Origin of the sequence: Streptomyces sp. NPDC059010 (assembly GCF_042740355.1) — a bacterium.
Lineage (GTDB): Bacteria > Actinomycetota > Actinomycetes > Streptomycetales > Streptomycetaceae > Streptomyces.
In genome coordinates, this window is the sequence record NZ_JBHYJA010000020.1 from 154,360 (window position 1) to 176,811 (window position 22,452).

Annotated in this window: 18 protein-coding genes; 7 read left to right on the plus strand and 11 right to left on the minus strand. The window is 70.1% G+C overall.

From position 1 onward, the window contains the following. Nucleotides 1–29: 29 nt before the first annotated feature. Entirely contained in the window at nt 30–707 is a 678-nt protein-coding gene (locus ACFWYS_RS23125; RefSeq protein WP_384772011.1) for a helix-turn-helix domain-containing protein, read from the plus strand. On the opposite strand, the gene ACFWYS_RS23130 is transcribed toward ACFWYS_RS23125, so the two are convergent. From ACFWYS_RS23130 to ACFWYS_RS23140, 3 genes are all read right to left on the minus strand, one after another. Further along, on the minus strand, nt 684–1,091 hold the full coding sequence (locus ACFWYS_RS23130) for a VOC family protein (RefSeq protein WP_384772014.1): 408 nt from the start codon (nt 1,089–1,091) through the stop codon (nt 684–686). The two genes, ACFWYS_RS23125 and ACFWYS_RS23130, sit on opposite strands and share 24 nt — an antisense overlap. Nucleotides 1,092–1,209: 118 nt before the next feature. Continuing rightward, entirely contained in the window at nt 1,210–1,842 is a 633-nt protein-coding gene (locus ACFWYS_RS23135; RefSeq protein ID WP_384772016.1) for a VOC family protein, read from the minus strand. Between the two features lie 86 nt (nt 1,843–1,928). Next, nucleotides 1,929–2,954, minus strand: a complete 1,026-nt coding sequence (locus ACFWYS_RS23140) for a DUF5954 family protein (protein WP_384772019.1) — start codon at nt 2,952–2,954, stop codon at nt 1,929–1,931. Between the two features lie 165 nt (nt 2,955–3,119). Between ACFWYS_RS23140 and ACFWYS_RS23145 the strand changes: the two genes are divergently transcribed. Beyond that, complete coding sequence (locus ACFWYS_RS23145) at nt 3,120–3,767, plus strand: ThuA domain-containing protein (protein WP_384772022.1); 648 nt, start codon at nt 3,120–3,122, stop codon at nt 3,765–3,767. Nucleotides 3,768–3,834: 67 nt separating this feature from the next. Here ACFWYS_RS23145 and ACFWYS_RS23150 read toward each other — a convergent pair whose 3' ends face one another. The 8 genes from ACFWYS_RS23150 to ACFWYS_RS23185 all read right to left on the minus strand — a co-directional run bounded on the left by ACFWYS_RS23150 (nt 3,835) and on the right by ACFWYS_RS23185 (nt 13,896). Next, nucleotides 3,835–5,046, minus strand: a complete 1,212-nt coding sequence (locus ACFWYS_RS23150) for a ferritin-like protein (protein WP_384772025.1) — start codon at nt 5,044–5,046, stop codon at nt 3,835–3,837. Nucleotides 5,047–5,273: 227 nt separating this feature from the next. Further along, the gene (locus ACFWYS_RS23155) at nt 5,274–6,329 is read right to left on the minus strand and encodes a LacI family DNA-binding transcriptional regulator (RefSeq protein ID WP_384772027.1); all 1,056 of its coding nucleotides are present in this window, start codon (nt 6,327–6,329) and stop codon (nt 5,274–5,276) included. Between the two features lie 159 nt (nt 6,330–6,488). Next, nucleotides 6,489–8,084: a family 43 glycosylhydrolase gene (locus ACFWYS_RS23160; protein WP_384772030.1), complete on the minus strand. Its 1,596-nt coding sequence runs from the start codon at nt 8,082–8,084 to the stop codon at nt 6,489–6,491. A gap of 22 nt (nt 8,085–8,106) precedes the next feature. Continuing rightward, nucleotides 8,107–9,045: a carbohydrate ABC transporter permease gene (locus ACFWYS_RS23165; protein ID WP_384772033.1), complete on the minus strand. Its 939-nt coding sequence runs from the start codon at nt 9,043–9,045 to the stop codon at nt 8,107–8,109. Then, nucleotides 9,045–9,929 (minus strand): carbohydrate ABC transporter permease, encoded by an 885-nt coding sequence (locus tag ACFWYS_RS23170; RefSeq protein WP_384772036.1) that lies wholly within the window; start codon nt 9,927–9,929, stop codon nt 9,045–9,047. The genes ACFWYS_RS23165 and ACFWYS_RS23170 overlap by 1 nt, the downstream gene beginning before the upstream one ends. Before the next feature lie 10 nt (nt 9,930–9,939). Next, on the minus strand, nt 9,940–11,283 hold the full coding sequence (locus ACFWYS_RS23175; protein WP_384772039.1) for an ABC transporter substrate-binding protein: 1,344 nt from the start codon (nt 11,281–11,283) through the stop codon (nt 9,940–9,942). Between the two features lie 367 nt (nt 11,284–11,650). After that, nucleotides 11,651–12,739, minus strand: a complete 1,089-nt coding sequence (locus ACFWYS_RS23180; protein ID WP_384772042.1) for a LacI family DNA-binding transcriptional regulator — start codon at nt 12,737–12,739, stop codon at nt 11,651–11,653. 143 nt (nt 12,740–12,882) lie between these two features. Beyond that, nucleotides 12,883–13,896, minus strand: coding sequence for a hydroxyacid dehydrogenase (locus tag ACFWYS_RS23185; RefSeq protein WP_384772045.1), 1,014 nt, complete (start codon nt 13,894–13,896; stop codon nt 12,883–12,885). 402 nt (nt 13,897–14,298) lie between these two features. Between ACFWYS_RS23185 and ACFWYS_RS23190 the strand changes: the two genes are divergently transcribed. Genes ACFWYS_RS23190 through ACFWYS_RS23210 form a run of 5 tightly spaced genes read left to right on the plus strand, consistent with a single transcriptional unit; the run spans nt 14,299 to nt 22,432 of the window. Then, the gene (locus ACFWYS_RS23190) at nt 14,299–15,651 is read left to right on the plus strand and encodes an extracellular solute-binding protein (RefSeq protein WP_384772048.1); all 1,353 of its coding nucleotides are present in this window, start codon (nt 14,299–14,301) and stop codon (nt 15,649–15,651) included. Further along, nucleotides 15,648–16,640 (plus strand): carbohydrate ABC transporter permease, encoded by a 993-nt coding sequence (locus tag ACFWYS_RS23195; RefSeq protein WP_384772051.1) that lies wholly within the window; start codon nt 15,648–15,650, stop codon nt 16,638–16,640. The genes ACFWYS_RS23190 and ACFWYS_RS23195 overlap by 4 nt, the downstream gene beginning before the upstream one ends. Continuing rightward, a complete protein-coding gene (locus tag ACFWYS_RS23200) occupies nt 16,637–17,494 on the plus strand; it encodes a carbohydrate ABC transporter permease (RefSeq protein ID WP_384772054.1) in 858 nt (285 codons plus the stop codon). Before ACFWYS_RS23195 ends, ACFWYS_RS23200 begins: the two co-directional genes overlap by 4 nt. Nucleotides 17,495–17,528: 34 nt before the next feature. Further along, the gene (locus ACFWYS_RS23205; protein ID WP_384772057.1) at nt 17,529–19,055 is read left to right on the plus strand and encodes a glycosyl hydrolase family 28 protein; all 1,527 of its coding nucleotides are present in this window, start codon (nt 17,529–17,531) and stop codon (nt 19,053–19,055) included. Beyond that, a complete protein-coding gene (locus tag ACFWYS_RS23210) occupies nt 19,052–22,432 on the plus strand; it encodes an alginate lyase family protein (RefSeq protein WP_384772059.1) in 3,381 nt (1,126 codons plus the stop codon). Before ACFWYS_RS23205 ends, ACFWYS_RS23210 begins: the two co-directional genes overlap by 4 nt. Nucleotides 22,433–22,452: the final 20 nt, after the last annotated feature.

Here is a 22,452-nt window from a genome sequence, read left to right on the forward strand (position 1 = left end):
GTTTCGTCGAGCGGCGTAGCCTCATGCATATGTACACGGAACGGGCGTCCCGGCTGGCCGGGGCCGTGGCGTGGACGAATGCGACCAGTGGGCCCGGGCGTGTGCTGCCCGACGGGTGTATGGATCTGCTCTGGCACGACGGGCGGCTGCTCGTCGCCGGGCCCGACACGCGTGCGTACGTCACCGAGGGGGCGCCGAGCACCTGGGCGGGGCTGCGTTTCCGGCCGGGCGGCGCGCCCGCCTTCTTCGGGGTGCCGGCGCATGAACTGCGGGACCGGCGGGTGGAGTTGGCCGAGCTGTGGCCCGCTGCGGAGGTACGGCGGCTGCAAGGGCGCGTCGCCGCGGCCGCCGACCCCGTTGCCGCGCTCGAAGAGGTGGCGCTGGAGCGGGCGAGCCCGCCGGAACCGCTGCTGAACGGCCTCGTCGAGGCCCTCCACGCCGGGCGTCCGGTCGCCGAGACCGCCGACCGACTCGGGCTGGGTACACGGCAGTTGCACCGTAGATCGCTCGCAGCCTTCGGGTACGGGCCCAAGACGCTGGCCCGGATCCTGCGGATGCAGCGGGCGCTCGCGCTGGCCCGGGACGGGGTCTCCTTCGCGGAGACCGCCGCCCGTGCCGGATTCGCCGATCAGGCTCATCTGGCGCGGGACGTCAAGGAGCTGGCGGGGCTGCCGCTGGGCGAGCTACTCGGCGGGCGGGGCGGCTAGCGGTGCGAACAGGTCGACGCCGTTTCCGTCCGGGTCGTGCACGGAGGCGTACCGCTGCCCCCAGAAGGCGTCCCACGGCTTGAGCTCGCCGTGGTAGCCGGCGTTCACCAGCTCCTCGTACACCGTGTCGACCTCCGCCGGGCCCTCGCACCGCAGGGCGAGCGAGTGACGGCCCCCTCCTGTGGGCGGCCGCCACTCCGGCAGGAAGGACCGCACCGTGCGCTCCGTGTCGAGCAACAGACGCAACCCGCCCGGCAGTTGGGCCTCTGCGTGGGGTTCGTTCTCGGAGCCCTCCGGGAAGGCGAAGCCGAGGCGGCGGTAGAAGGTGACCGAGGCGGCCATGTCGGAGACGACGAGGCCGATGGCGTCGAATCGTGGAGTCATGCGGCCACCGTAGGCAGGCGCAGAGCGGCCGGTCTTGAAGGAAACGGACGCCGGGGAGGACCCCGGATGCCCGGGAGGATCCCGGATGTTCGGGAGGACCCCGGATCTCCGGCCCCGACTAGTCGAAGGTCACCGGGCCCCTCGGTGTGTCCACCGTGAAGGACATCCCCACCGGGCCCGTCGTGAGGTCGAGACTCGTGCCCAGGGATGCCAGCAGGGGGCGGATCCCGGCCGGGTCGGGGGCGGTCGCCGAGAGGGCGAGCAGTGGGGTGGTGGGCAGGCCCGAGGCGGTGGGGTGCAGGGAGGTGCCCCAGTCGATGAGGAAGGGGACGAGACCGGAGGGGTGGGCGTCGTCGCCGTCGGTGAGCCGCCACTTCAGCAGGGTGCCGTCGGGCCGGCGGCGGCTCATCTCCTGCGCGGACCCGGGGTCGTAGCCCTGGGACCGGGCGTTCTCGATCGCCGCGTCCAGGTCGGGCGGGCTGATCGCCCAGGTGACCGTGCGCGGGGCGGTCACCCCGTCCACGTCGAACGGGCGGGGCTGCCCCGGCGCGGACTGCTCCGGGTCCGGGCCGAGGATCTCCAGGTACCTGGTGCCTCCCAGCGACACCAGATGGTTCCGGGTGCCGAGCCCGACATGTGTGCCGCCCGGGGCGGGGGTCACACCCGTGCGCCGGGCGAAGTCGGCGACCGTGGCGGCCAGATCCGGCGTCGCGAGGACGAGGTGGTCGAGAAGCGCGGGGATGGCGTTCATCGCAGTTGAGGCTACGCACAGCGGCACGCGTTATGGAACACCTGTGCGCCGGGCAGGGGCGGCCACCCGTAGGACGAGCGCGGTGATCACTCCTCGAAGACGACCGTGCCGTCCTCCAGCAGCGTCGGATGGATCTTCATCGGGCCGTACTCGTCGACGTCCGAGGGGCGCGGGGTCTCCGGGCCGTCGGGGCCCATCCGGATCATGCGCTCGACGCGGCAGACCTGGAACCGGCGCCCCGCGACCCGGGCCTCGTCGGCCCGTTCGAGCGCCCGGAACTCCTCGGCCGCCTTCTTGTACGCGGCCTTCGTCTCGTCGTCGAACTTGTACAGCATCGGCCACATCTCGATCATGGCGTCGTAGAGCACCCGTCGGGCGTCGTGCGGAGTGGCCTGCAGCGCGAGGGCCGGCTCCCATCCGGTCCGCTCCCGCTCGACCACGGCGAAGCAGGTGGGCAGCAGCACGATCTGCGGATGCGAGCCCACGGCCTGTTCCGACTCACGGCGCACCTCGGTGGGGAACCGCATGCCCCGGTAGGCGAAGCCGCGCAGCCCCGCCCGCAGGGCGCCCGCCATCGGGCCGTCGTCCATGGGTTCCGGGTCGAGGGGGAGGTCCAGGTCGGGGGAGGGGGTGTGCTCGGCGCGCCACTCCCAGGTACGGTCGGCCGGCTCCGGGTCGGTGGGCCGGGGCGGCTCCAGCCGGTTCTCGTCGTCGCAGCGCGTGAACTCGTCCCCGCGCACGACCCGGTAGCGCACCCCGCACACCTCGACCTCGTTCACCGACTCCCGCTCCAGCACGTCCACGGCGGCGAGCAGCTCACGCCGTACGGCAGGGTCGTCGGTGTCGTCCTTGGCGCGGAACCACAGATGGGTGTTGAGCGAGTCCCGGCACATCTGCGGCATCCCGTTCACGACCGGCTTCAGCACCCGCCACTCGGGCCCCACCGCCGGATCCTGCACGGCGACCCCGAACACCGGCCCACGCAGGGCGAACCCGGGATACAGCACGGAGGCGTCCACCGCGTCGGCCTCCCGCACCCAGGCGGCGGGGTCGTCACGGCGGATCATCTCGGCATGGAGCGCGTGGATCTGTTGCTGCCAGTCATGGGTCATGCACGCATTGTCGTGGGGGTGAAGTGGGTGCGGGGGCGAATCGACCCAACCGCCCGCCCTGTTGGCCGGTTTCCGGAGGGTGGTCCGAGCGGCGGACGGTGACCGAAAATTTCCGATCACCGGCAGCGGTGGGACCCCGGCGCCGGCACCTCTAGGCTCCACCGCATGGCCGTACGACTCCTCGTCTGCACCCGCACCACCGCCTACCGGCACGCGTCCATCCCGGCCGGCGTCGAAGCCCTGCGCACGCTCGGCGACTTCGAGGTGGAGCACACCGAGGACCCCGCGGCCTTCGAGCAGCCCCTCGACGGCTACGCGGCGGTCGTGTTCCTCTCCACCAGCGGCGAGATGCTCACCGCCGCCGGGCGCGAGCGGCTCGCCGCGTACGTCGAGTCGGGTGGCGGATTCGTGGGCGTGCACGCGGCGGCCTGCACCGAGTACGACTGGCCGTACTACGGCGAGCTGCTGGGCGCGTGGTTCGACCGGCACCCCGAGTACCAGCCAGGCAAGGCGGTCGTCGAGGACCGGGACCATCCCGCCACCCGGCACCTGCCCGCCGTATGGGACTTCGTCGACGAGTGGTACGACTTCCGCCGCAACCCCCGGGACGCGGTACGGGTGTTGGTGCGTGCGGACGAGTCGTCGTACGACGGGGGCGGGATGGGGGAGGACCATCCGCTGGTGTGGTGCCGTGCGCAGGGAGCGGGGCGGGTCTTCTACACGGCTCTCGGTCACGCCGCCGAGGCGTACGGGGACCCGGACTTCCGGGCGCATCTGCTGGGCGGGATCAACTGGGCGGCGCGGCGCGCCTGATGCGATGTGACGGAGGGCCGCTCCGAGGAGCGGCCCTCCGTCTTTCCCTCGCCCTGAGGGTCCTGGGTCAGATCCGTCGGCGGAGCGCGCGGAACTGGGGGCCGTAGGTGCTGCCGGGGGCGTAGGGGATCCTGGTCTCCATCAGTTCCACGGCGGGCCGTTCCAGCCCGTGCATGGAGTGGACGGCCGCTTTCAGGGTGCGCTCGCCGCCACCGGCCCAGGCCGCGTCGAGGGTGTCCAGCACGCTGCTGTAGGTGGCGTCGAAACGGTGCAGGAGCACCTGGACCTCGGCCGACGGGCTGGGCCAGCCGCCGACCGGGACCGGCGCCATGGGGCGCGCGTCGGGGAACGGCACGGGGCCGCCGACGTACCTCCAGCCGTCGTCGGTCTCGCGCAGCTCCCGGCCGTGGTAGATCTCGCCGAAGGCGTAGTAGTGCGCCCGTTCGTCGTCCACGAAGGGGTCGGCCGGGGTGCCGTCGGTGCCCTCGCCCTGTTCCTTGATGATCCCGATGGCGGCCTCGACGTCGTCCAGGCTCTCGATGGGCCGCAGGTCGTCGCCGCCGACGTGCTCGGACAGCTGTCCCCGCGCCGTCAGGTCCGGCCGCACGGCCCGGAACGCGTTCAGTACGCCGGAGTAGAACTGGCCGACGGTGGGCGAGGGCAGCCCGTCGCGGGTGAGCGGCTCCTCGGGGGACTCGATCGCCATCGCCACGTCGCGCACGAAGGGCTTGGTGAGGCCCGACAGGTAGACGGTCACCCCGGCGCGCACACCGCCGGGCAGCGGGCCGGGGAGGACGGGCGCTGCGGCCTTGATCCGGGGCCTTCCGCCCAGGGCCACGATCAGGTTGCAGGCGATGCTCAGATGGAACATCTCGTCGCCGACGATGCGCCGGAGCATCCGCCCGACCTCGCTGCTGCGGTCCTTGACGGACCACCAGGCGCACAAGTACGGCGGGATGGTGGACAGTTCGAGCGCCACGGCGACCTGAAGCGCCGACTTGAGCCACTCGACTCCGCGATCCGTCTCGGGAACGGCCAACAGCCGCGCCACGGTCCCGAGTCCGGGTGTGGCGAGCTGTGTGCCGGCCGCCGCTGCCTCGGCCGCCGGCACGCCCGCCGACGGCACGGCGGCCGGTGCGGGACCGGCGACCGCGGTCGGTGTGGCGGCCTGCACCGGACCGGCGGTCACGGCCGGGGCTCCGGCCGCCAGGGCCGCCGACGCCAGGAAACTCCTGCGCTTGAACGGAGCCACCGCCGGCTGCTCCGGCTCTTCGCTCATACCCGTCACCCTCGCCTCAGTTCATAGCGATGGCCCCGCCTCGGCTCGCCGCCTTCGGGACTCTTTCGACAGCTCGCGAAGCTAGCATTCAAGATCGTCTTCGCCGGGTCACCCGGCCCGAGCGGCGCACCGACCACCCTCTCGGTCCAACGAAAGCGCGTGCATGCGCCCGTTCTGGAGTGCGCGTGGCCGGGGCGGGCGGACGACGGGGGTCTCTTCGCAAGCTCTCAGCAAGCCGACCGATCACCCGGCGCCGCCGTGCTCGACCGCTCCACCAACCGGGTCGACAGCTCCGTACGGGTGCTCTCCGGCCGTTCCCCGTCCATCATCCGCACCAGCAGACGCAGTGCCGTCGCCGCCATCTCCGACAGCGGCTGGCGGACCGTGGTGAGGGACGGGGCGATCCAGCGGGCCTCCGGGAGGTCGTCGAAGCCTACGACGCTCATGTCGCCGGGCACGCTCAACCCCCGCTCCGCCAGAGCCTGGTAGACGCCGAGGGCCATCCGGTCCGAGCAGACGAACACGGCCGTCGGCGGCTCGGGCAGGTCGAGGAGGTCCAGCATGCGGCGGTGGGCCACGCTCTCGTCGAAACCGGCGTGGCGGATGTACTCGGGGCGGTGCCGCAGGCCGGCCGAGGCGAGCGCGGAGCGGTAGCCGGCCACTCGGGCGTTGCTGCACATCTTGCGCTGGTGACCGGCGATGACGGCGATGCGTTCGTGGCCGAGCGCCAGGAGGTGCTCGGTCGCCGTCACTCCGCCGTGCCAGTTCGCCGCGCCCACCGACACCACGCCCGACGGGGGCTCCAGCACCGGGTCGATCATCACGAACGGGATGCGGTGCTGCTCCAGCCAGGCGTACTGCGACGCTGTCAGCTCGGCCAGATTGAACAGCACGCCGGAGGAGCCGCGCGCGATCAGCTTGTCCAGCCAGCCCCGCTCCGGACGGCCGCCCCGGGTACGGGTCAGACCGGCGGAGACCACGACCTCCAGTCCCGCGTCGTGCGCCGCCGCCTCCACCCCGTGCAGCACCGCGCCCGACCACGAGGTGTCCAGCGAGTGCACGACGAGGTCGACCAGACCCGGTGTCTTCGCCGCGTCGAAGCGGGGTCTGCGGACATAGCCGAGCCGGTCCAGCGCCTCGGTGACCCGGCGGCGGGTCTCGGGGGCCACGTCCTCACGGCCGTTGACCACCTTGGACGCGGTCGGCACGGACACCCCGGCCTCGCGGGCCACGACCGCCAGGGTCGGCCCGGCCGCCGTGCTCGCACTGCCCGTACGGACCATCGGGAACCACCTCTCCGGCCCGCCCGAGGGCCATGAAAAGTTTTCGACCAGCGCGGAAACAGTAAGCGCTTCCTACCCTAGGTTCACCGCAATGAGTCCGGAAGAGGCCGGAGTTCGCAAGGTCTGTACGGGCTATGGCTTTCGAAACCTCGAACAGGCTCAGGGCCGCGAGCAGGTGAGCCGGAATCCCGTGAAGTCGGCCGTGAACGCGGCGTCGACCAGATCCACGGCATGCACACCCGCCATCGCTCCGGTGAAGCGCAGCTTGGTGCCGTGGTCGTCGGAGAGCTTGGTGAAGTCCAGCGGCGGCCCGACCGGAGTGCGCACATCGTCACGGACGTACCAGAACCGCGCCCACCCCTCGGCGACCCGCACGCCCAGGGTCAACGGCACCCTCGCGTCCACGTCCAGGACCGCCACCTCCCGGGTGCCGGACTCCTCACGCTCCACGAGGCGCAGTACCGTACGGCCCTCCCCACGCCACTGCTGCCCGTGCTGCCCCTCGCCCTCGGGCTCCGCCCAGGTGAGGTCCAGGCTCAGATAGGCCTCCGTGTTGTACCAGAGGACCAGCCCGGCGGCCTGGGTGAAGGTGTCCGGCCGCGCCTCCACGGTGACCTCGGCCTCCGCCCGGTGCTCGGTGATGCGCTGGGCCAGCAGACTGTGCGCCCACCGCGACTCGGGACCGTGCCGGCCGGTCAGCCGGATCCAGCCGGGGCGGATGGTGGTGTCGGCCCAGCTCGGATCGGCGTAGCCGCGCAGGGCGCTCCAGGGCCAGCCCAACGGCTCGTCGGGAGCGGTGGGTCGGGGCCCCGGCTCGGCGGGCTCCGTCGGTATGTCGACCTCGACCGCAGGGTGCGGACCCCCGTGCCGCAACCTGGGCCAACCCTCCCCGTCCCACGTCACCGCCTGGATCGCCGTCTCCCGCCCCAGCGGGCAGCGCGGGCCGTCCGGTGTGTGCAGCGGGCGGGCCGCAAGATGGCTCAACACCCACTGTCCGTCCGGCGTTCGGACCAGCTCGCCATGACCGGCCTTCTGCAACGGGAGCGACGGATCGTCCCGGGACGTCAGCAGCGGGCGGTCGTCGAGTTCGTACGGGCCGGTGATCGAGCGGCTGCGCGCCATCCGCACCCCGTGCTCGAAACCCGTGCCCCCTTCGGCCAGGACCAGGTGGTACCAGCCGCCCCGGCGCACCAACTTCGGTCCCTCGACGAGCCGTTCGTGCTGGAGCAGCAGACAGGTCTCCCCGGCCGGGCCCAGCGTCTCCCGGTCCAGCTCGGTCAGCACGATCCCGGCGAAACGCCGGCCGCCGGGGCGGTGGTCGTTCTGGAGGTTGAGCAACCACAGCCGCCCGTCCTCGTGGAACAGGGCGGGGTCGAAGCCGTGGCTGGGGAGGCGGCGCGGCGCCGTCCACTCGCCGCCGGCCTCCGTGGCCGTACTCACGTACGTGTCCACGTCGAAGTACGGCGTGCCCACCGAGCGCACGACCGAGTACACGACCCAGAACCGCTCCCCGTCCCAGCTCAGCGAAGGCGCCCAGACGCCACCCGAGTCGGGGACACCGGCCAGCGAGTCGCCGGGGACCGCGCCGCGGACATGGCCCGCGTACTCCCAGTGCGCCAGGTCGCGGGAGCGATGGAGCGGGATCGTCGGGAACCACTCGAACGAACTCGTCGCCACGTAGTACCAGTCGCCGACCCGGACCAGGGAGGGGTCCGGGGCGAATCCCCGGATGACGGGATTGTGCAGCAGGGTCACTCGAACTCTCCCAGGGCGACGGTCACTTGAGGGCCCCCAGGGTCACGCCGCTGCGCCAGTAGCGCCGCATCGCGACCATCATGATCGCCATCGGGATGATGGAGAGCAACGCGCCCGTCAGGACCAGACTGGTCACGTCGATGCCCGACTCCTGCCGTTTGCCGGACCAGTTGTAGAGCCCCAGGTTGAGGGTCCAGTTCTCCTCGCCGCGCAGCACGGTCAGCGGCAGGAAGAAGGCGTTCCAGGTGTTGACGAAGGCGAGCAGAAAGACCGTCGCGCCGCCCGTCGTCATCATCCGCAGCACGATGCTGAAGAAGATCCGCAGCTCACCGGCGCCGTCGATACGGGCCGCCTCCAGCAGCTCGAACGGGATCGTGGCCTCGGTGTACACCTTGGCCAGATAGACGCTGAACGGGTTGATCAGACACGGAATCAGCATCGCCCAGGGGGTGTCCACCATGCCGATCGCAGAGAAGAGCAGGTAGAGCGGCAGGGTGAGCAGTGCGATGGGGATCAGGAAGGAACCCACCACGGCCGCGAACACCGCGCTGCGCCCGGGGAAGTCGAAGCGGGCGAGCCCGTACCCCGTCGCGAGCGCGATCAGTGTGCCGCCGAGGGAGCCGACACCGGCGTACAGGAACGAGTTGGCGGTCCAGCGCACGAAGATGCCGTCGTCGTAGGTGAAGACCTGCTGCAGGTTGTCCCACAGATGCCAGCCCGAGAACCACAACCCGTTGCTCTGATACAGGCCCACGCGGTCCTTGGTCGCGGCGATGATCAGCCAGTACACCGGGAAGAGGCTGTAGACACTGGCCAGCACCAGCCCGAGCAGCAGAAACCGCTGCCCACCGCGCGACCGGGCGGCCGGATCGGGACGGGTACGCCGGCGAACGCCGCCCCCGCCGGGCGGTGCGGCCCCGGCCGCCGCCCCGTTCTCCTTGCGATGGGCGGTCAGTGCCATCAGTCCGCCTCCCTTGAGGTCAGCCGGTAGAAGAGGAAGGACGCGACACCCAGGATCAGGGCGAGCAGCACCGAAAGGGCCGCGGCATAGTGGTAGTTGCCGGCGTTGAACGCCTGGTTGTAGATGATCATGATCGGGGTGAAGCTGTCGCTGACGGTCTGCGGGGTGACGTTCCGGAACAGCGCGGGCTCGTTGAAGATCTGCAGCATCTGGATGATCGACAGCAGCGCCGTCAGCACCAGCGCCCCGCGCACGAACGGGATCTTGATGCTCAGCGCGATCCGCAGCTCCGAGGCACCGTCAAGGCGTGCGGCCTCGAACAGCTCGCGCGGCACGCCCTGGAGCGCCGCGTAGATGATCACCATGTTGTAGCCGATGCCGTGCCAGGTCAGCAAATTGCCGATGGCCGGCCACACCATGGACGGCGCGAAGAAGTTCCAGTCGAACCCGAAGAGTTCCCCGAGCGGAGTGAGCGGCCCCACCTCGGGGCTGTAGAGATTGACCCACACGACGGCCGCGACCACGCCCGGAATCATGTACGGCACCAGGAGCAGAATCCGGAACCGTCCGGCCGTCTTCGAGCCGATCGCGTCCAGGAACAGCGCCAACACCAGGCTGACGAGCAGCATGAACGGAATCTGCACACAGGCGAACAGCACCACCCGGAGGATGGAGGTCATGAACGCCGAATCGGTCAGACCGTTCTGGTAGTTCTCCAGCCCGACGAACTCCGTGGTCGCACCGCCGAGCCCGAGCCCGGACTGCTTCTGCAGAAACAGCGACTGATAGACGGCGTACCCGATCGGGAGCAGATACAGGAAAACGAAGCCGAGCTGGAAGGGCACCGTGAACGCGGCGCCCTTCCAACGCTGGGAGCGAATCATCGGGTCTGCCTCAGCCCTTGACGCTGATGCCGCGCTGCTTCAGGTCGTCGACCGTCCACTTCTGCATGTGCGCCAGCAGATCGGTGACCTTCTGCTCCTTGCTGACGACCTTGGCCCACTCGTCCTGCATCTTTGTGAACATCGCGGTCCAGTTCGGCCCGAAGGTCCAGTCGGTGGTGATGGTGCCCAGGCTGTCGGTAACGACCTTCTTCGCGGGCTCGTAGTTCTTCCCGAGCAATTTCTCGGAAATCGCCTCGGAGACATACGAGTCGCTGTCGGCCAGCGCCGGCATCACACCGCTCCCGGTCTCCGGGCTGGCCATGGTCTTCACGGCACCGGAATCGGTGGACATCCACAGCGCGGCCGCCGCGGCCTGCTCCTTGTTGTCGCAGTCCTGCGTCACCAGCGTCAGATTGCCGCTCTGATTGGTCCCGGCCGGCGTCTTGGCCGCCTCGCCCTTGAAAGTCGGCCAGGGCGAAAGCGCCCACTTGCCGAAGGACTTGGTGAAGTTCTGCACCATGCCGGACATCTGCCAGGTGGAGATCTGCCTTGTCGCGGTGCCGCCGTTGTCGTAATTGCGCTGCACGGCGGCGTAATCCGCGAACGACAACTTGGAATTCAGATCGTTGTCGACGATCTCCTGGATCACCTTCGCGGCCTTCAGTGTGCCCGCGTCCTGGAAGTTCACGACCCATGAATCGCCGTCGATGCCGTACCAGTGCGCCCCGGCCTGCATGGCCAGCACCTCCAGGGTGCTCGGGTCCTCACCGGCGTAGTTGGTGATCTTGACGTTGTGCTTCTTCAGCTCCTTGCCCGCGGCGATGAAGTCGTCCCAGGTCGCCGGCGCCTTGAGCCCGTACTTCTCGAAGAGGTCGGTCCGGTAGATGGTGAAGGCCGGCGCCGATGCGGTCGGCACCCCGTACACCTTCCCCTGCACCTGCCCGGTCGCCCACGATCCGGCGTTGAACTTGTCCTTGCTCGACTCGACGTACGGCGTGATGTCGGCGAGCGCACCCTGCGAGACCCAACTGGTCACATACTCGCCGGTGTTCTGCAGCAGACACGGCGCGTTGCCCGCCTTGACGGCGTTGGTCAGCTGCTTCTGCATCGTCAGCTGGTCGGTGACCTTCGTGTACTTGAGCTGGACGTCCTTGTGCGAGGCGTTGAACGCCTTGACGACGGCCTCCTGCCCGTTGGCCCAGCCCCAGAAGTCCAGGGTGACCGGGCCGGACCCCTTGGACCCCGACCCGGAGTCCTGGGAGTCGTTACCGCCACAGGCGGCGAGCAGACCTGTCAGAGCGATTCCCGCGACGGCGGCGGAGGCGAACCTTCTCCGGGGGCTGGTGAAGTTCATCTGACCGTGATCCTTCGGAATTGGGCGTTCTCAGAACGAGAGGACGGCGGCTCGTCGGTGCCGGCCAGGAACGGCGGCCGAAGACGTCGGCTCGCGGTTGCGGGGGGTCGGCCAAGCAGAAGCTGTAGTAAGCGGTTGCAGGGACGGTAGGACGACGGCTCTGGTCATCGCAAGAGGTGCGCGGCAACTTGTTACGGCGAGGTGTCGTGGATGCCGGGTGCGGCGGTGCGCCGACAGATGCTGGCAGCGGAGCAATAGCCGCAGGCCAGACGCGCTCGACCGCTAGTGGGGGAGGGTTGGCGGCAAGCCGCCCGGTGACCCGGTACAGACGTGAAAATCTTGGGGAAACCGATTACGTAACGCTTGCTCAGTCGCGCCGAGCGGGCGGCCGTACGGAGTTGCGTACGACGACATGGGTGCCCAGCACCAGATGGTCGCCGTCGCTGCCCTTGCGGCGCCCTCCGGTGCCCTCCCGCCGGTCGGCGACGGCACGCAGCGCCACCCGTCCCATCTCCTCGTACGGCACATGCACGGTGGTGAGTTGGGGGGTGAGCTGGGAGGCGAGCGGGATGTCGTCGTACCCGACGATCGACACGTCCTCCGGCACCCGCAGCCCGGCCGCGCGCAGGGCCTGCATCGCACCGGCCGCGACCACATCGGTCCCGGCGAGCACGGCGGTGAAGTCCGGCGTCTCCTCCAGGGCGGCCTCGACGGCCTCGTACCCGTGCTCGTAGTCGTACGGGCCGTGCCGCACCAGCCCCGGCTCGAAGGGAACGCCGTACGCCTCGAAGGCGCGCTGGGCGCCTCTCAAACGGCCTTGGGCGGTGGTGAGTTCGGCATGCCCGGGCAGCACGAGCACTCTGCGGTGCCCGGCGGACAACAGATGGCTGGCCATGGCGTAGGCGCCGCCCTCGTTGTCGTAGTCGACGGTCGTGGCCGGTACGTCGCCCTCCAGCGGCGGTCGGCCCACGAGCACCAGATGGGACCCGGCCGCATCCAGTGAGCGGGCGAACCGGGCCATGCGCAGCTGGTACTCGTCGTAGTCGTAGGCGCCGCCCAGCAGCACCACGGCGGCGACGCCCTGCTGCCGCATGAGGTTGACCAGAGCGAGCTCCCGCTCGGGGTCGTCGCCGGTGGTGCCCACCAGGGAGAGCCAGCCGCGCAGGGTGGCGGCGCCCTCCACGCCCTTGGCGACATGGGCGAAGGCGGCGCCGGTGATGTTGTTGATGAGGATGGCCACGGTGGGGGTGCCGCCGCCGGCCAGGGAGCGGGCGTGGGCGTTGGTGACGTAGTCCAGGTCCCGGACGACCTTCATCACACGCCGGCGCAGATCCTCCGACACCGGGTAGTTGCCGGACAGCACGCGCGACACGCTGGCGACGGAGACACCCGCGCGCTCCGCCACGTCCCGGATGGTGGCCCGACCGGCGTCGCCGGACGCCTTGCGCTGACTCACCCTTGCGGCTCCTTCACCGTCTCGCCTGCCTCACGGAAACCGTATCCCATGGGTTCTCCGGGGCAGTGTGCGTGCAGGGGGGCGGCCGGGGCGGGGTGCCTGCAAGGGGCGGGCGAACCCCTCCCCGGCACACCCCGCCCCGCTCAGGCCACCCGAGCCAGATCCGCCAACCGCACCTCGTGCCCCAGCGGCGCCCCCGCCACCACCCGCTCCAACTCCTCCACCACGATCCGCCCCAGCCGCTCCAGCTCGTTGCCGAGCGACCCGGCGATATGAGGAGTCAGAAAGACATTGGGCAGGTGATACAGCGGCGACCCCGCGGGCAACGGCTCCGGCTCGGTCACGTCGAGCACCGCGTGCAGCCGCCCCGAGACGAGCTCGTCCGTGAGCGCCTCGGGATCGACCAACGCCCCGCGCGAGGTGTTGATCAGCACCCCGCCGTCCCGGATCAGACCGAGCCGCTCCCCGTCGAGCATCCGGTACGTCTCGGGGATGTCCGGTGCGTGCAGGCTGACGATGTCGCTGTGCCGCAGCAGGTCCTCCAGCGACACCGACTCCGCGCCCAGCTCGGCAGCCTCACCGGCGCTGACGTACGGATCGTGCAGCAGCACGGTGAAGTCGAACGGCCGCAACAGCTCCAGCAACCGTCGCCCGACCCGTGAGGCGCCGATGACGCCGACGCGGCGCCCGACGTTGCCGATCGCGGCGGTCTCGGTTTGGGTCGGATAGGCGTGCGTGCTCCTGAACCGCTCGCGGAAGGTGAACGCGTCCTTCCCGGCGAGCAGGATCATGGCCAGCGTGTACTCGGCGACGGGCAGCGCGTTGCCGGTCACGGCACTGGACACGACGACACCGGCTTTCCACAGCGCGTCCCCGACCAGGGAGCGGACCGACCCCGCCGCGTGCAGTACGGCGCGCAGCTTCGGCGCGACGGTGAGGACGTCGGCGTCGAGGCGGGGGCAGCCCCAGCCGGTGATCAGTACCTCGGTCCGGGCGAGGATCTCGGCCGCCGCGGGGTCGGTGAAGTCCCGTATCACGAGCGCCGGGTCGAGCTCGGACGTCTGCCTCAGCCGGGTCATCAGCGGCGGCGGGAAGAGCAGGGGGAGGTGCACCGGATCCATCGCGAACACGGCCCTCGGCGGGAGCGGGCTGGGCATGGCTCTCCTGAGACACTGAGTTGAGACGGTGGGAAACGTTTTCTGAAAGCGTCTTCTACCGTAGAACCGGCGGAGGTGCCGGTCAATCGCCCGGGTGAAGAGCGAGGTTCTGCCGCTCGCACGGGGCGCGTGGTCGGTGGAGTGGCCTCAGGGGATCGGCTGGAGCGAAATCGGTTACTCGGCGTTCCAGGCCGCCTCGATGTGACAACCGGTTCCTGCCATCCGCAGCCTCACAGTCTTTTCGAAAACCCGTCGAGGCTCTTGACGTCATTACCAGTCCGGAAGAAGCTCTGCCCCAACGCCACGACAACCGGTTGCCAAATGGCCGGATCTCGCCAGTGAACCGATCCGTGGTCGTCATCCCGAACGGACAGAACGGACAGAGCAGGAGGTGGTGCGCCCGTGCGACGCCCACATGCCGGTGCCCCGCTGAGTCGCCGCCGCTTTCTCAGCCTCTCCGCGGGCGGGGCCGCGGCCGGTGCGGCGGCGCTGAGCGGCTGTGCGATGCAGGTGTCGGACTCCGTCAGCGGATCCGGCGAGACCGTCACGGTGATGGCCAGGCCCGACGACATCTCGCCGGAGCTGATCAAGCAGGCCCGGAGCGACATCGGCATCAAGATCAGCACGGTGCTGTACAGCACCAGCAAGCTGATCGCGATGATGACCAACGGCAACCCGCCCGACCTGGTGCGCGGCCTCGGCGCCGTGGACGCCCCGTACTACGCGGCCCGGGGTGTGATGGAGGACCTGGACCCGTACTTCGCCAAGAGCAGCGTCCTCAAGCCCGACGACCTCGATCCGGTCAACGACCTGTGGCGCTACGACGGCCGCACCCAGGGCAAGGGCCCGCGCTACGGCATGGCCAAGGACTTCTCCCAGGACTCCATGTTCTGGTACAACACCGGGCTCTTCGACGACGCGGGCGTGGACTACCCGTCGGAGCTGGAGCCGGTCACCTACGAGGAGTGGCTGGACAAGGCCGAGCGGCTGACCCGGCGCAAGAACGGCCAGACGACCGTGTTCGGCGGCAGCTACAACGGCGTGTCCACCCCCAACCTCCTGGCGAGCCTCACGGTGGCCGCCGGCGGGAACCTCTTCACCGACGACTTCTCCCGGGTCGACTTCACCGCCCCCGAGGCCCGCAAGGCGCTCGGCTGGTACATCGACTACTGCCGGACCAAGGTCGGGCCCAGCATCATCCAGCCCGACCCCAACACCTGGGACGGTCCCACCTTCCAGGCGAACCGGATGGCCATGTCGAACTCGGGCTACTGGCTCGGCGGCCTGATCAACGCCGACAAGAAGCTGGCGCCGCTGTCCCGGCTCGCTCCCGCCCCCGTCTTCGAGGGCGGCACCCGGGTCAGTCCCTGCCAGGCCGGCACCGGCTTCTGGATGCCGAGCAGGTCCCACAACAAGGACGCCGCCTGGCGGGTCTTCGAGTGGTTCTTCGGCGAGGCACCGGCCAAGGCGCGCGCCTCCGGTGGCTGGGGCATCCCGACCCTGAAGTCCCTGCGCCCGCTGATGCCCGCCCAGGAGGACTACCAGCAGCGGGTGTTGAAGGTGCAGGAGGCCGAGCTGAGGCACTACTCGGTGATCGCCTTCACGCCGTACGCCTCCGCGGACTCGCTGCTCGGTCTCTTCAACCAGATCGCCCCGGCCGCCATGAACGGCGACATGTCGCTCGACACCCTCGCCCGGCGCCTGAACTCGGCCATGAACGAGCAGCTCAAGCGCGGTAAGGAGCAGGTGGGATGACGGTCGATCAGATCCCCCCGGTCGCGGACCGGCGCGGCCCGGCCCCGGTGGCGGGCCCGGTCCGGACCCGGCCGCACACCTCCATCGCCACCCGCAGACACCGGGCGTTCTACCTGTTCGTCTCGCCCTGGGTCACCGGGTTCGTGCTGCTGACCGTCGCGCCGATGGCGTACGCGCTGTGGCTGAGCTTCACCACCTTCGACGGTATCTCGCCCAACTGGCACTACGTCGGGCTCGGCAACTACCGCGAACTGTTCGCCGACTCCCAGACCTGGAACTCCCTGGGCCGCACAGGTCTGTTCGCGATCACCTCGGTGCCGCTGTCGATCATCGCGGGGCTCGGGCTCGCCGTACTGGTCAACCGGCCGCTCAAGGCGCGCGGTCTGTTCCGCACCCTGCTGTACCTGCCCGCGGTGGTGCCGCCGGTGGGTGCGGGCCTCGCGTTCAAGCAGCTCTTCGACCAGAACTCGGGCGCCGCCAACGGCGCGTTGAACCTCTTCGGCATCGACGCCCTCGGCTGGCTCGCCGACCCCTACGCCCGCTACGTACTGATCATGACGGTGCTCTGGACGGCCGGAAACATCATGATCATCTCGCTGGCCGGGCTCCAGGACATCCCCCGCGAGCTCCTCGAAGCGGCCCGCATCGACGGCGCGAGCGCCTGGCGGAGCTTTCGCAGCATCACCGTGCCGCTGCTGTCACCGGTGCTGCTCTTCCAGACCGTGACCGGCGTCATCGCCTCGGTGCAGACCATCATGCCGCTGCTGCTGGCCCCCGACCCCACTCCGGCCGGCATCACCGCGCTCCCGCAGTCCAACTACCTCTACATGATGCACGTGTTCGCCGAGTACTTCGCGTTCGGCCGCTACGGCTACGCCTCCGCGCTGCTGTGGGTGCTCTTCGTCCTGATCCTCGTCGTGACCGCACTGATCTTCAGGTTCACGTCCGGCGTGGTGTTCTACAACGTCGACCCGGAGGCGAAGAAGTGACCGCCACGAGCCCGACCCCCACGTCCGCGCCCCGGATACGCGTGAACCGTCTCGTCCTCTACACGGTCCTCGTCGCGATCACCGGGCTCTTCCTGGGCCCCTTCGGCTGGCTGGTCGTATCCGGCCTGAAGACCCCTGCCGAACTGGCGGCCTCTCCCGTGCACTGGCTGCCCGACCAGGTCCAGTGGCAGAACTTCGCCGACGCCTTCCACCTCATCGACTTCCTCGGCTACGCCCGCAACTCCCTGGTCATCGCGCTCATCTACGCCACCCTCGTCACCCTCAGCTCCGCCTGGGTCGGCTTCGGCTTCGCCCGCCTCGACGCGCCCGGCAAGAAGACCCTGTTCGGCATCCTGCTCGGCTCGATGATGCTGCCCCAGATGATCACCCTGCTGCCGACCTACCTGATCTTCGCCAAGCTCGGCATGGTCGACACCTACTGGCCGTGGGTGCTGTGGGGCCTGTCCGCCGCCCCCTATCTGGTCTTCCTCTTCCGTCAGTTCTTCGCCGGCCTGCCCCGCGAGCTGGAGGAGGCCGCGATCGTCGACGGCTGCGGCTATACGGCCATCTTCTGGCGGATCTTCCTCCCGCAGTCCTGGCCGGTGCTCTCCGCGAGCTTCGTGATCGCCTTCACCTGGACCTGGGGCGACTACATCGCCCCCCAGCTGCTGCTGTCCACCGACCGCACGACCCTCGCGGTCGCGGTGATGTCGACCTACGTCACCTCGGCGGGCACCCCGGTCACCAACCTCCAGGCCGCCGCCTCCGTGATGTACGTCGTCCCGATCCTGCTGATCTTCCTCGTCGCCCAGCGCGGCTTCGTCGCCGGGATGTCCACGTCCGGGCTCAAGTAGCCCCACTTACCGACCTGTTGTTTAGGAGCCCCGCATGCACACGCCCCTGTCGCGCCGTACCGCCCTCCAGGCGGCGGGCGCCACCGTCCTCGCCGCCGGTCTGACCAACCTGACGGCCACGACGGCCCGGGCCGACGAGTCCGCGACCGAGCCGCGCCTGGTGACGTACGCCGTGCCCTCCGGCGCCCCGGTCAACACCGGCAGCTTCACCGTCAAGGCTCGCGTACCCGGCGGCAGTTGGCAGACGCTCGGCGTCTACCGGCCGACCCTCGCCGAGATCAACCCCAGCACCGGCGGCAAGAAGCAGTTCAACTCCTCCCTCGCCCACTTCGACTTCTGCGGCGAGGCCGAGATCGAGGTGACGTACATCAAGGGCGGAGTGCAGAAGGTCCGGGTGCGGCCGGACTCGTACGGCATCGAGCCCGAAGTCCTCGCCGACACCATCCGGTTCACCCTGGACAGGCCCCGCAACATCGTCGTCCAGATCAACGACGACCTCTTCGACTGTCTGCACCTCTTCGCCCGGGCCACGGAGAGAAGGAAGCCCGCGGCGGACGACCCCGACGTCCTCTACTTCGGCCCCGGCGTGCACACCACCGCCGACGGATACCTCAACGTCCCCTCCGGCAAGACCGTGTACCTCGACGGCGGCGCCCTGCTCAAGGCGACGGTCGTCTTCAAGGACGTGCACAACGCCCGGCTCGTCGGTCACGGACTGCTCGCCGGCACCAAAGCAGGCGGGGCGCTCGTCGAGGGCTCGAACAACATCCACATCGGCGGCGTCACCATGCTCAACCCGAACGGCTACGCCGTCCAGATCGGCGAGTCCACCAACGTCACCATCGAGGGCATGGCGTCCTTCAGCTCCAAGGGCTGGGGCGACGGCATCGACGTCTTCTCCAGCACCAACGTCACCGTCGACGGCGTCTTCATGCGCAACTCCGACGACTGCATCGCGATCTACACGCACCGCTGGGAGTACTACGGCGACACCAAGAACATCACCGTCCGCAACTCCACGCTCTGGGCGGACGTCGCGCACCCCATCAACGTCGGCACGCACGGCAACACCGACGACCCCGAGGTCCTGGAGAACCTCGTCTTCGAGAACATCGACGTCTGCGACCACCGCGAGCCCCAGCTGGGCTACCAGGGCTGCCTCGCGCTCAACGCGGGCGACAGCAACCTGATCCGCGACGTGCGGGTGGACGGGATGCGCGTCGAGGACTTCCGCTGGGGCCAGCTCATCCATATGCGGATCATGTTCAACACGAAGTACAACACCTCGGTCGGCCGCGGCATCGAGAACGTCTACGTCAAGGACCTCTCCTACACCGGCAAACCGCTCGCGACCTGCATGATGCTCGGCTACGACGCCGACCACCCGGTCAAGGACGTCACCTTCGAGAACCTCGTCGTCAACGGCACGGTCATCGCCGACTCGATGAAGAAGCCGACCTGGTACCTCACCACCGACTTCGTCCCCATGCACGCCAACGAGCATGTGCTGGGCCTGAAGTTCCTCACCACCGCCGAGGCACAGGCGGCCACCACGTCATGAGCACCGTGACAGACACCCCCGCCACCAGCCGCCGGGGCTTCCTCGGCGGCGCCGCGGCCCTGCTGCTGGCGTCGGGCGCGAGCGGACTGCTCCTGCCCGGCACGGCCCGGGCGGCGGCCGGGAACCGCACCGGCTCCAGACGCTTCACCCACCCCGGGCTGCTGCACACGGCCGACGACCTCGCCCGTATGAAGGCCGCCGTCGCCGCGAAGGAATCCCCGATCCACGACGGCTACCTCGCGTTCGCGGCCCACGCCCGCTCCAGGTCGACGTACGCCATCCAGAACACCGGCCAGATCACCTCCTGGGGCCGCGGCCCCACCAACTTCCAGAACCAGGCCGTCGCCGACTCGGCCGCCGCCTACCAGAACGCCCTCATGTGGTGCGTGACCGGCGAGCGCGCCCACGCCGACAAGGCACGGGACATCCTCAACGCCTGGTCGGCGTCCCTGACCATGGTCACCGGCGCCGACGGGCCGCTCGGCGCGGGCCTGCAGGTCTTCAAATTCGTCAACGCGGCCGAACTGCTCCGGCACGGCGACTACGACGGATGGGCGCGGGAGGACATCGCCCGCTGTGAGCGGTCCTTCCTCGACGTCTGGTATCCGGCGATCTCCGGCTACATGCTCTACGCCAACGGCAACTGGGACCTGACGGCCATTCAGTCAATCCTGGCCATCGGCGTGTTCTGCGAGGAACCCGTCCTCTTCGAGGACGCGCTGCGCTTCGCCGCGGCCGGTGCCGGCAACGGCAGCGTCCGCAACCGGGTCGTCACCGACTCGGGCCAGGGCCAGGAGAGCGGCCGCGACCAGGGCCACGAGCAGCTCGCCGTCGGACTGATGGGCGACGCCGCCCAGGTCGCCTGGAACCAGGGCGTCGACCTGTGGGGCTTCGACGGCAACCGCATCCTCGCGAACGCCGAGTACGCCGCCCGCTACAACCTCGGCGGCGACGTCCCCTTCGCCCCCGACCTGGACCGCACCGGCAAGTACCTCAAGACGACCGTCTCCGACAAGGTCCGCGGCACGCTGCCGCCGGTCTACGAGATGTACTACGCCCACTACGCGGGGGTCCGCGGTCTCGACACCCCCTGCACCGAGGCGGCCGTCTTCCGCGGCACCGGCGGCGCCCGGATCGTCGAGGGCAGCAACGACGACCTGCCGAGCTTCGGCACCTTCACCTACGCCGGGACGAAGGCGCCGAAGCCGACCGTGCCGACGGCCCCGTCGGGCGTCACCGCCATCGGCGACCCCGACCCCGACTCCGGCTCCCACTCCGCCTCCGCCTCCGTGACCGTGTCCTGGCTGCCGTCCGCGTGGGCGACGGCCTACACCGTCCGCCGGGCGAGCCGTCCCGAGGGCCCGTACGAGGAGCTGGCCGCCGGGCTCGACAAGCCGGAGTACCGGGACACCGGCGTCCGCGCGGGACGGACGTACTACTACACCGCCTGCGCCACCAACTCCCAGGGCGACAGCGGCGATTCGAGCCCGGTCGCCGCCACCGCCGGCCTCCCCGAACCCTGGTCCACCCAGGACATCGGCCAGGTGCGGACCCCCGGCTCCGCAGCCTTCGACGGCGAGCGCTTCGTCCTGGAGGCCTCCGGCACCGCCGACACCTACCGCGGCGTCCACCTCCGACTCCCCGGCGACGGCACCGTCACCGCCCGGATCGTGTTCCCGCTCAGCTCGCAGTACGCCAAGATCGGCGTCACCCTGCGCGACTCCCTCGCCCCGGACGCGGCACACGCCTCGATGCTGATCCAGGGGCTGCCGCTGCACACCTGGAGCGGCGTGTGGACCGTACGGCCACGGACCGGGGCCGCGGTCTCCGCCACGGGCAGCACACCCGTACCGCCCACCCAGCAGCAGGCCATCACCGCGTCCGCCGCCTTCCCGATCTCCGACCTGGGCGAGCTGCCCGAGTCGGCGACCCCGCTTGAGGCCCCCTGCGTCGAGGGCGCGGGCGACGGCTACCGGCTGCGGGCGCCCTACTGGGTTCGGGTGACCCGTAGGGGCCGCCGCTGCACCGGAGCGATCTCCCCGGACGGCATCCGCTGGACCCAAGTAGGTGTCAGCGAGGTCGAGTTGGGCCGCACCGTGTACGCGGGCCTGGTTCTCACTTCCTGCCTCGGTGCCGACGCGGAGTACGCCGAGACCGGCACCGGAGCCTTCGACAACGTCACCGTCACCTCCACCGCGCACGGCGAGGTCTGGTCGGTGCCGCGCCCCACCCGCGCCGCCACCGGCCTCAAGGCGGCCACCGGCGCCGACGCGGTGGAGCTGGCCTGGACCGACCCGGACCTCTCCGCCCGCTACAAGGTGCTGCGCGCCACGGCCGCCGACGGCCCCTTCGAGACCATCGCGACCGGCATCGGCCCCGTCGGCTTCGGCACCCGCCTGCGGTACACGGACGCGACCGGCGCGCCCGGGACGACGTACCACTACGTCGTGGCGAAGACGAACTCCGGCGGCCGTGGCCCGCACTGCGATCCGGTCCCGGCCCGGATGCCGACCCCGGACGTGCCCCAACTCACCTCCACAACAACGGCGTTCGCCAACCGCGGCGCCCCCTTCCGGCACCTCCTGCGCGGCTCGCACGAGCCCGTGCGGTTCACCGCGGACGGACTCCCCGACGGCCTCCGCCTCGACCGGCGCACCGGCCTGATCCACGGAACGCCCACGGAGACCGGCGAGTTCACCGTCACCACCACCGCGGGCAACGCGACGGGCGACGGCACCGGCACACTCACCCTCACCGTCGGCACACCCCCGCCGGCCCCCTGGACCTCCGGAGACCTCGGTGACCCGGTCCTCGACGAGCGCGCCTTCGGGACGCTCGGCGTGGTCGCGATCCGCACGCCGGGCAGCACGTCGTACGACGACGGGACCTTCACCGTGCGTGGCGCGGGCGTCGATCTGACCGTCAACAACCAGGCCATGACCGGTCAGTTCGTACGACGGCCGGTGACCGGCGACTGCGAGATCACCGCCCGGCTCGTCTCCCGCACGGGCGCGAGCGGCGACCGGGTGGGACTGCTGATGGCCAAGTCGCTGTCGCCGTTCGACCAGGCCGCCGGGGCGATCGTCAGCGGCGGAAGCAGCGCACAGCTCATGCTGCGCACGACCGTCGCCGGAAAGTCCGCCTTCACCGGGAACGGCACCGCCGCCCTCCCCGGCCTGCTGCGGCTGAAGCGCGCCGGGACCGCCTTCACCGCGGCCCTGTCCACCGATGACGGCGCCACCTGGACCACCCTCGCCACCGGCGAGATCCCCGGGTTCGGTGACGCCCCCTACCACGTGGGCCTCGTGGTCTGCTCCTGCGACCAACTGGCCCGCTGCACCACCGAGTTCGACGAGGTGAGTATCACCACCGACTGATCCCCCCACGGATTGGAGTC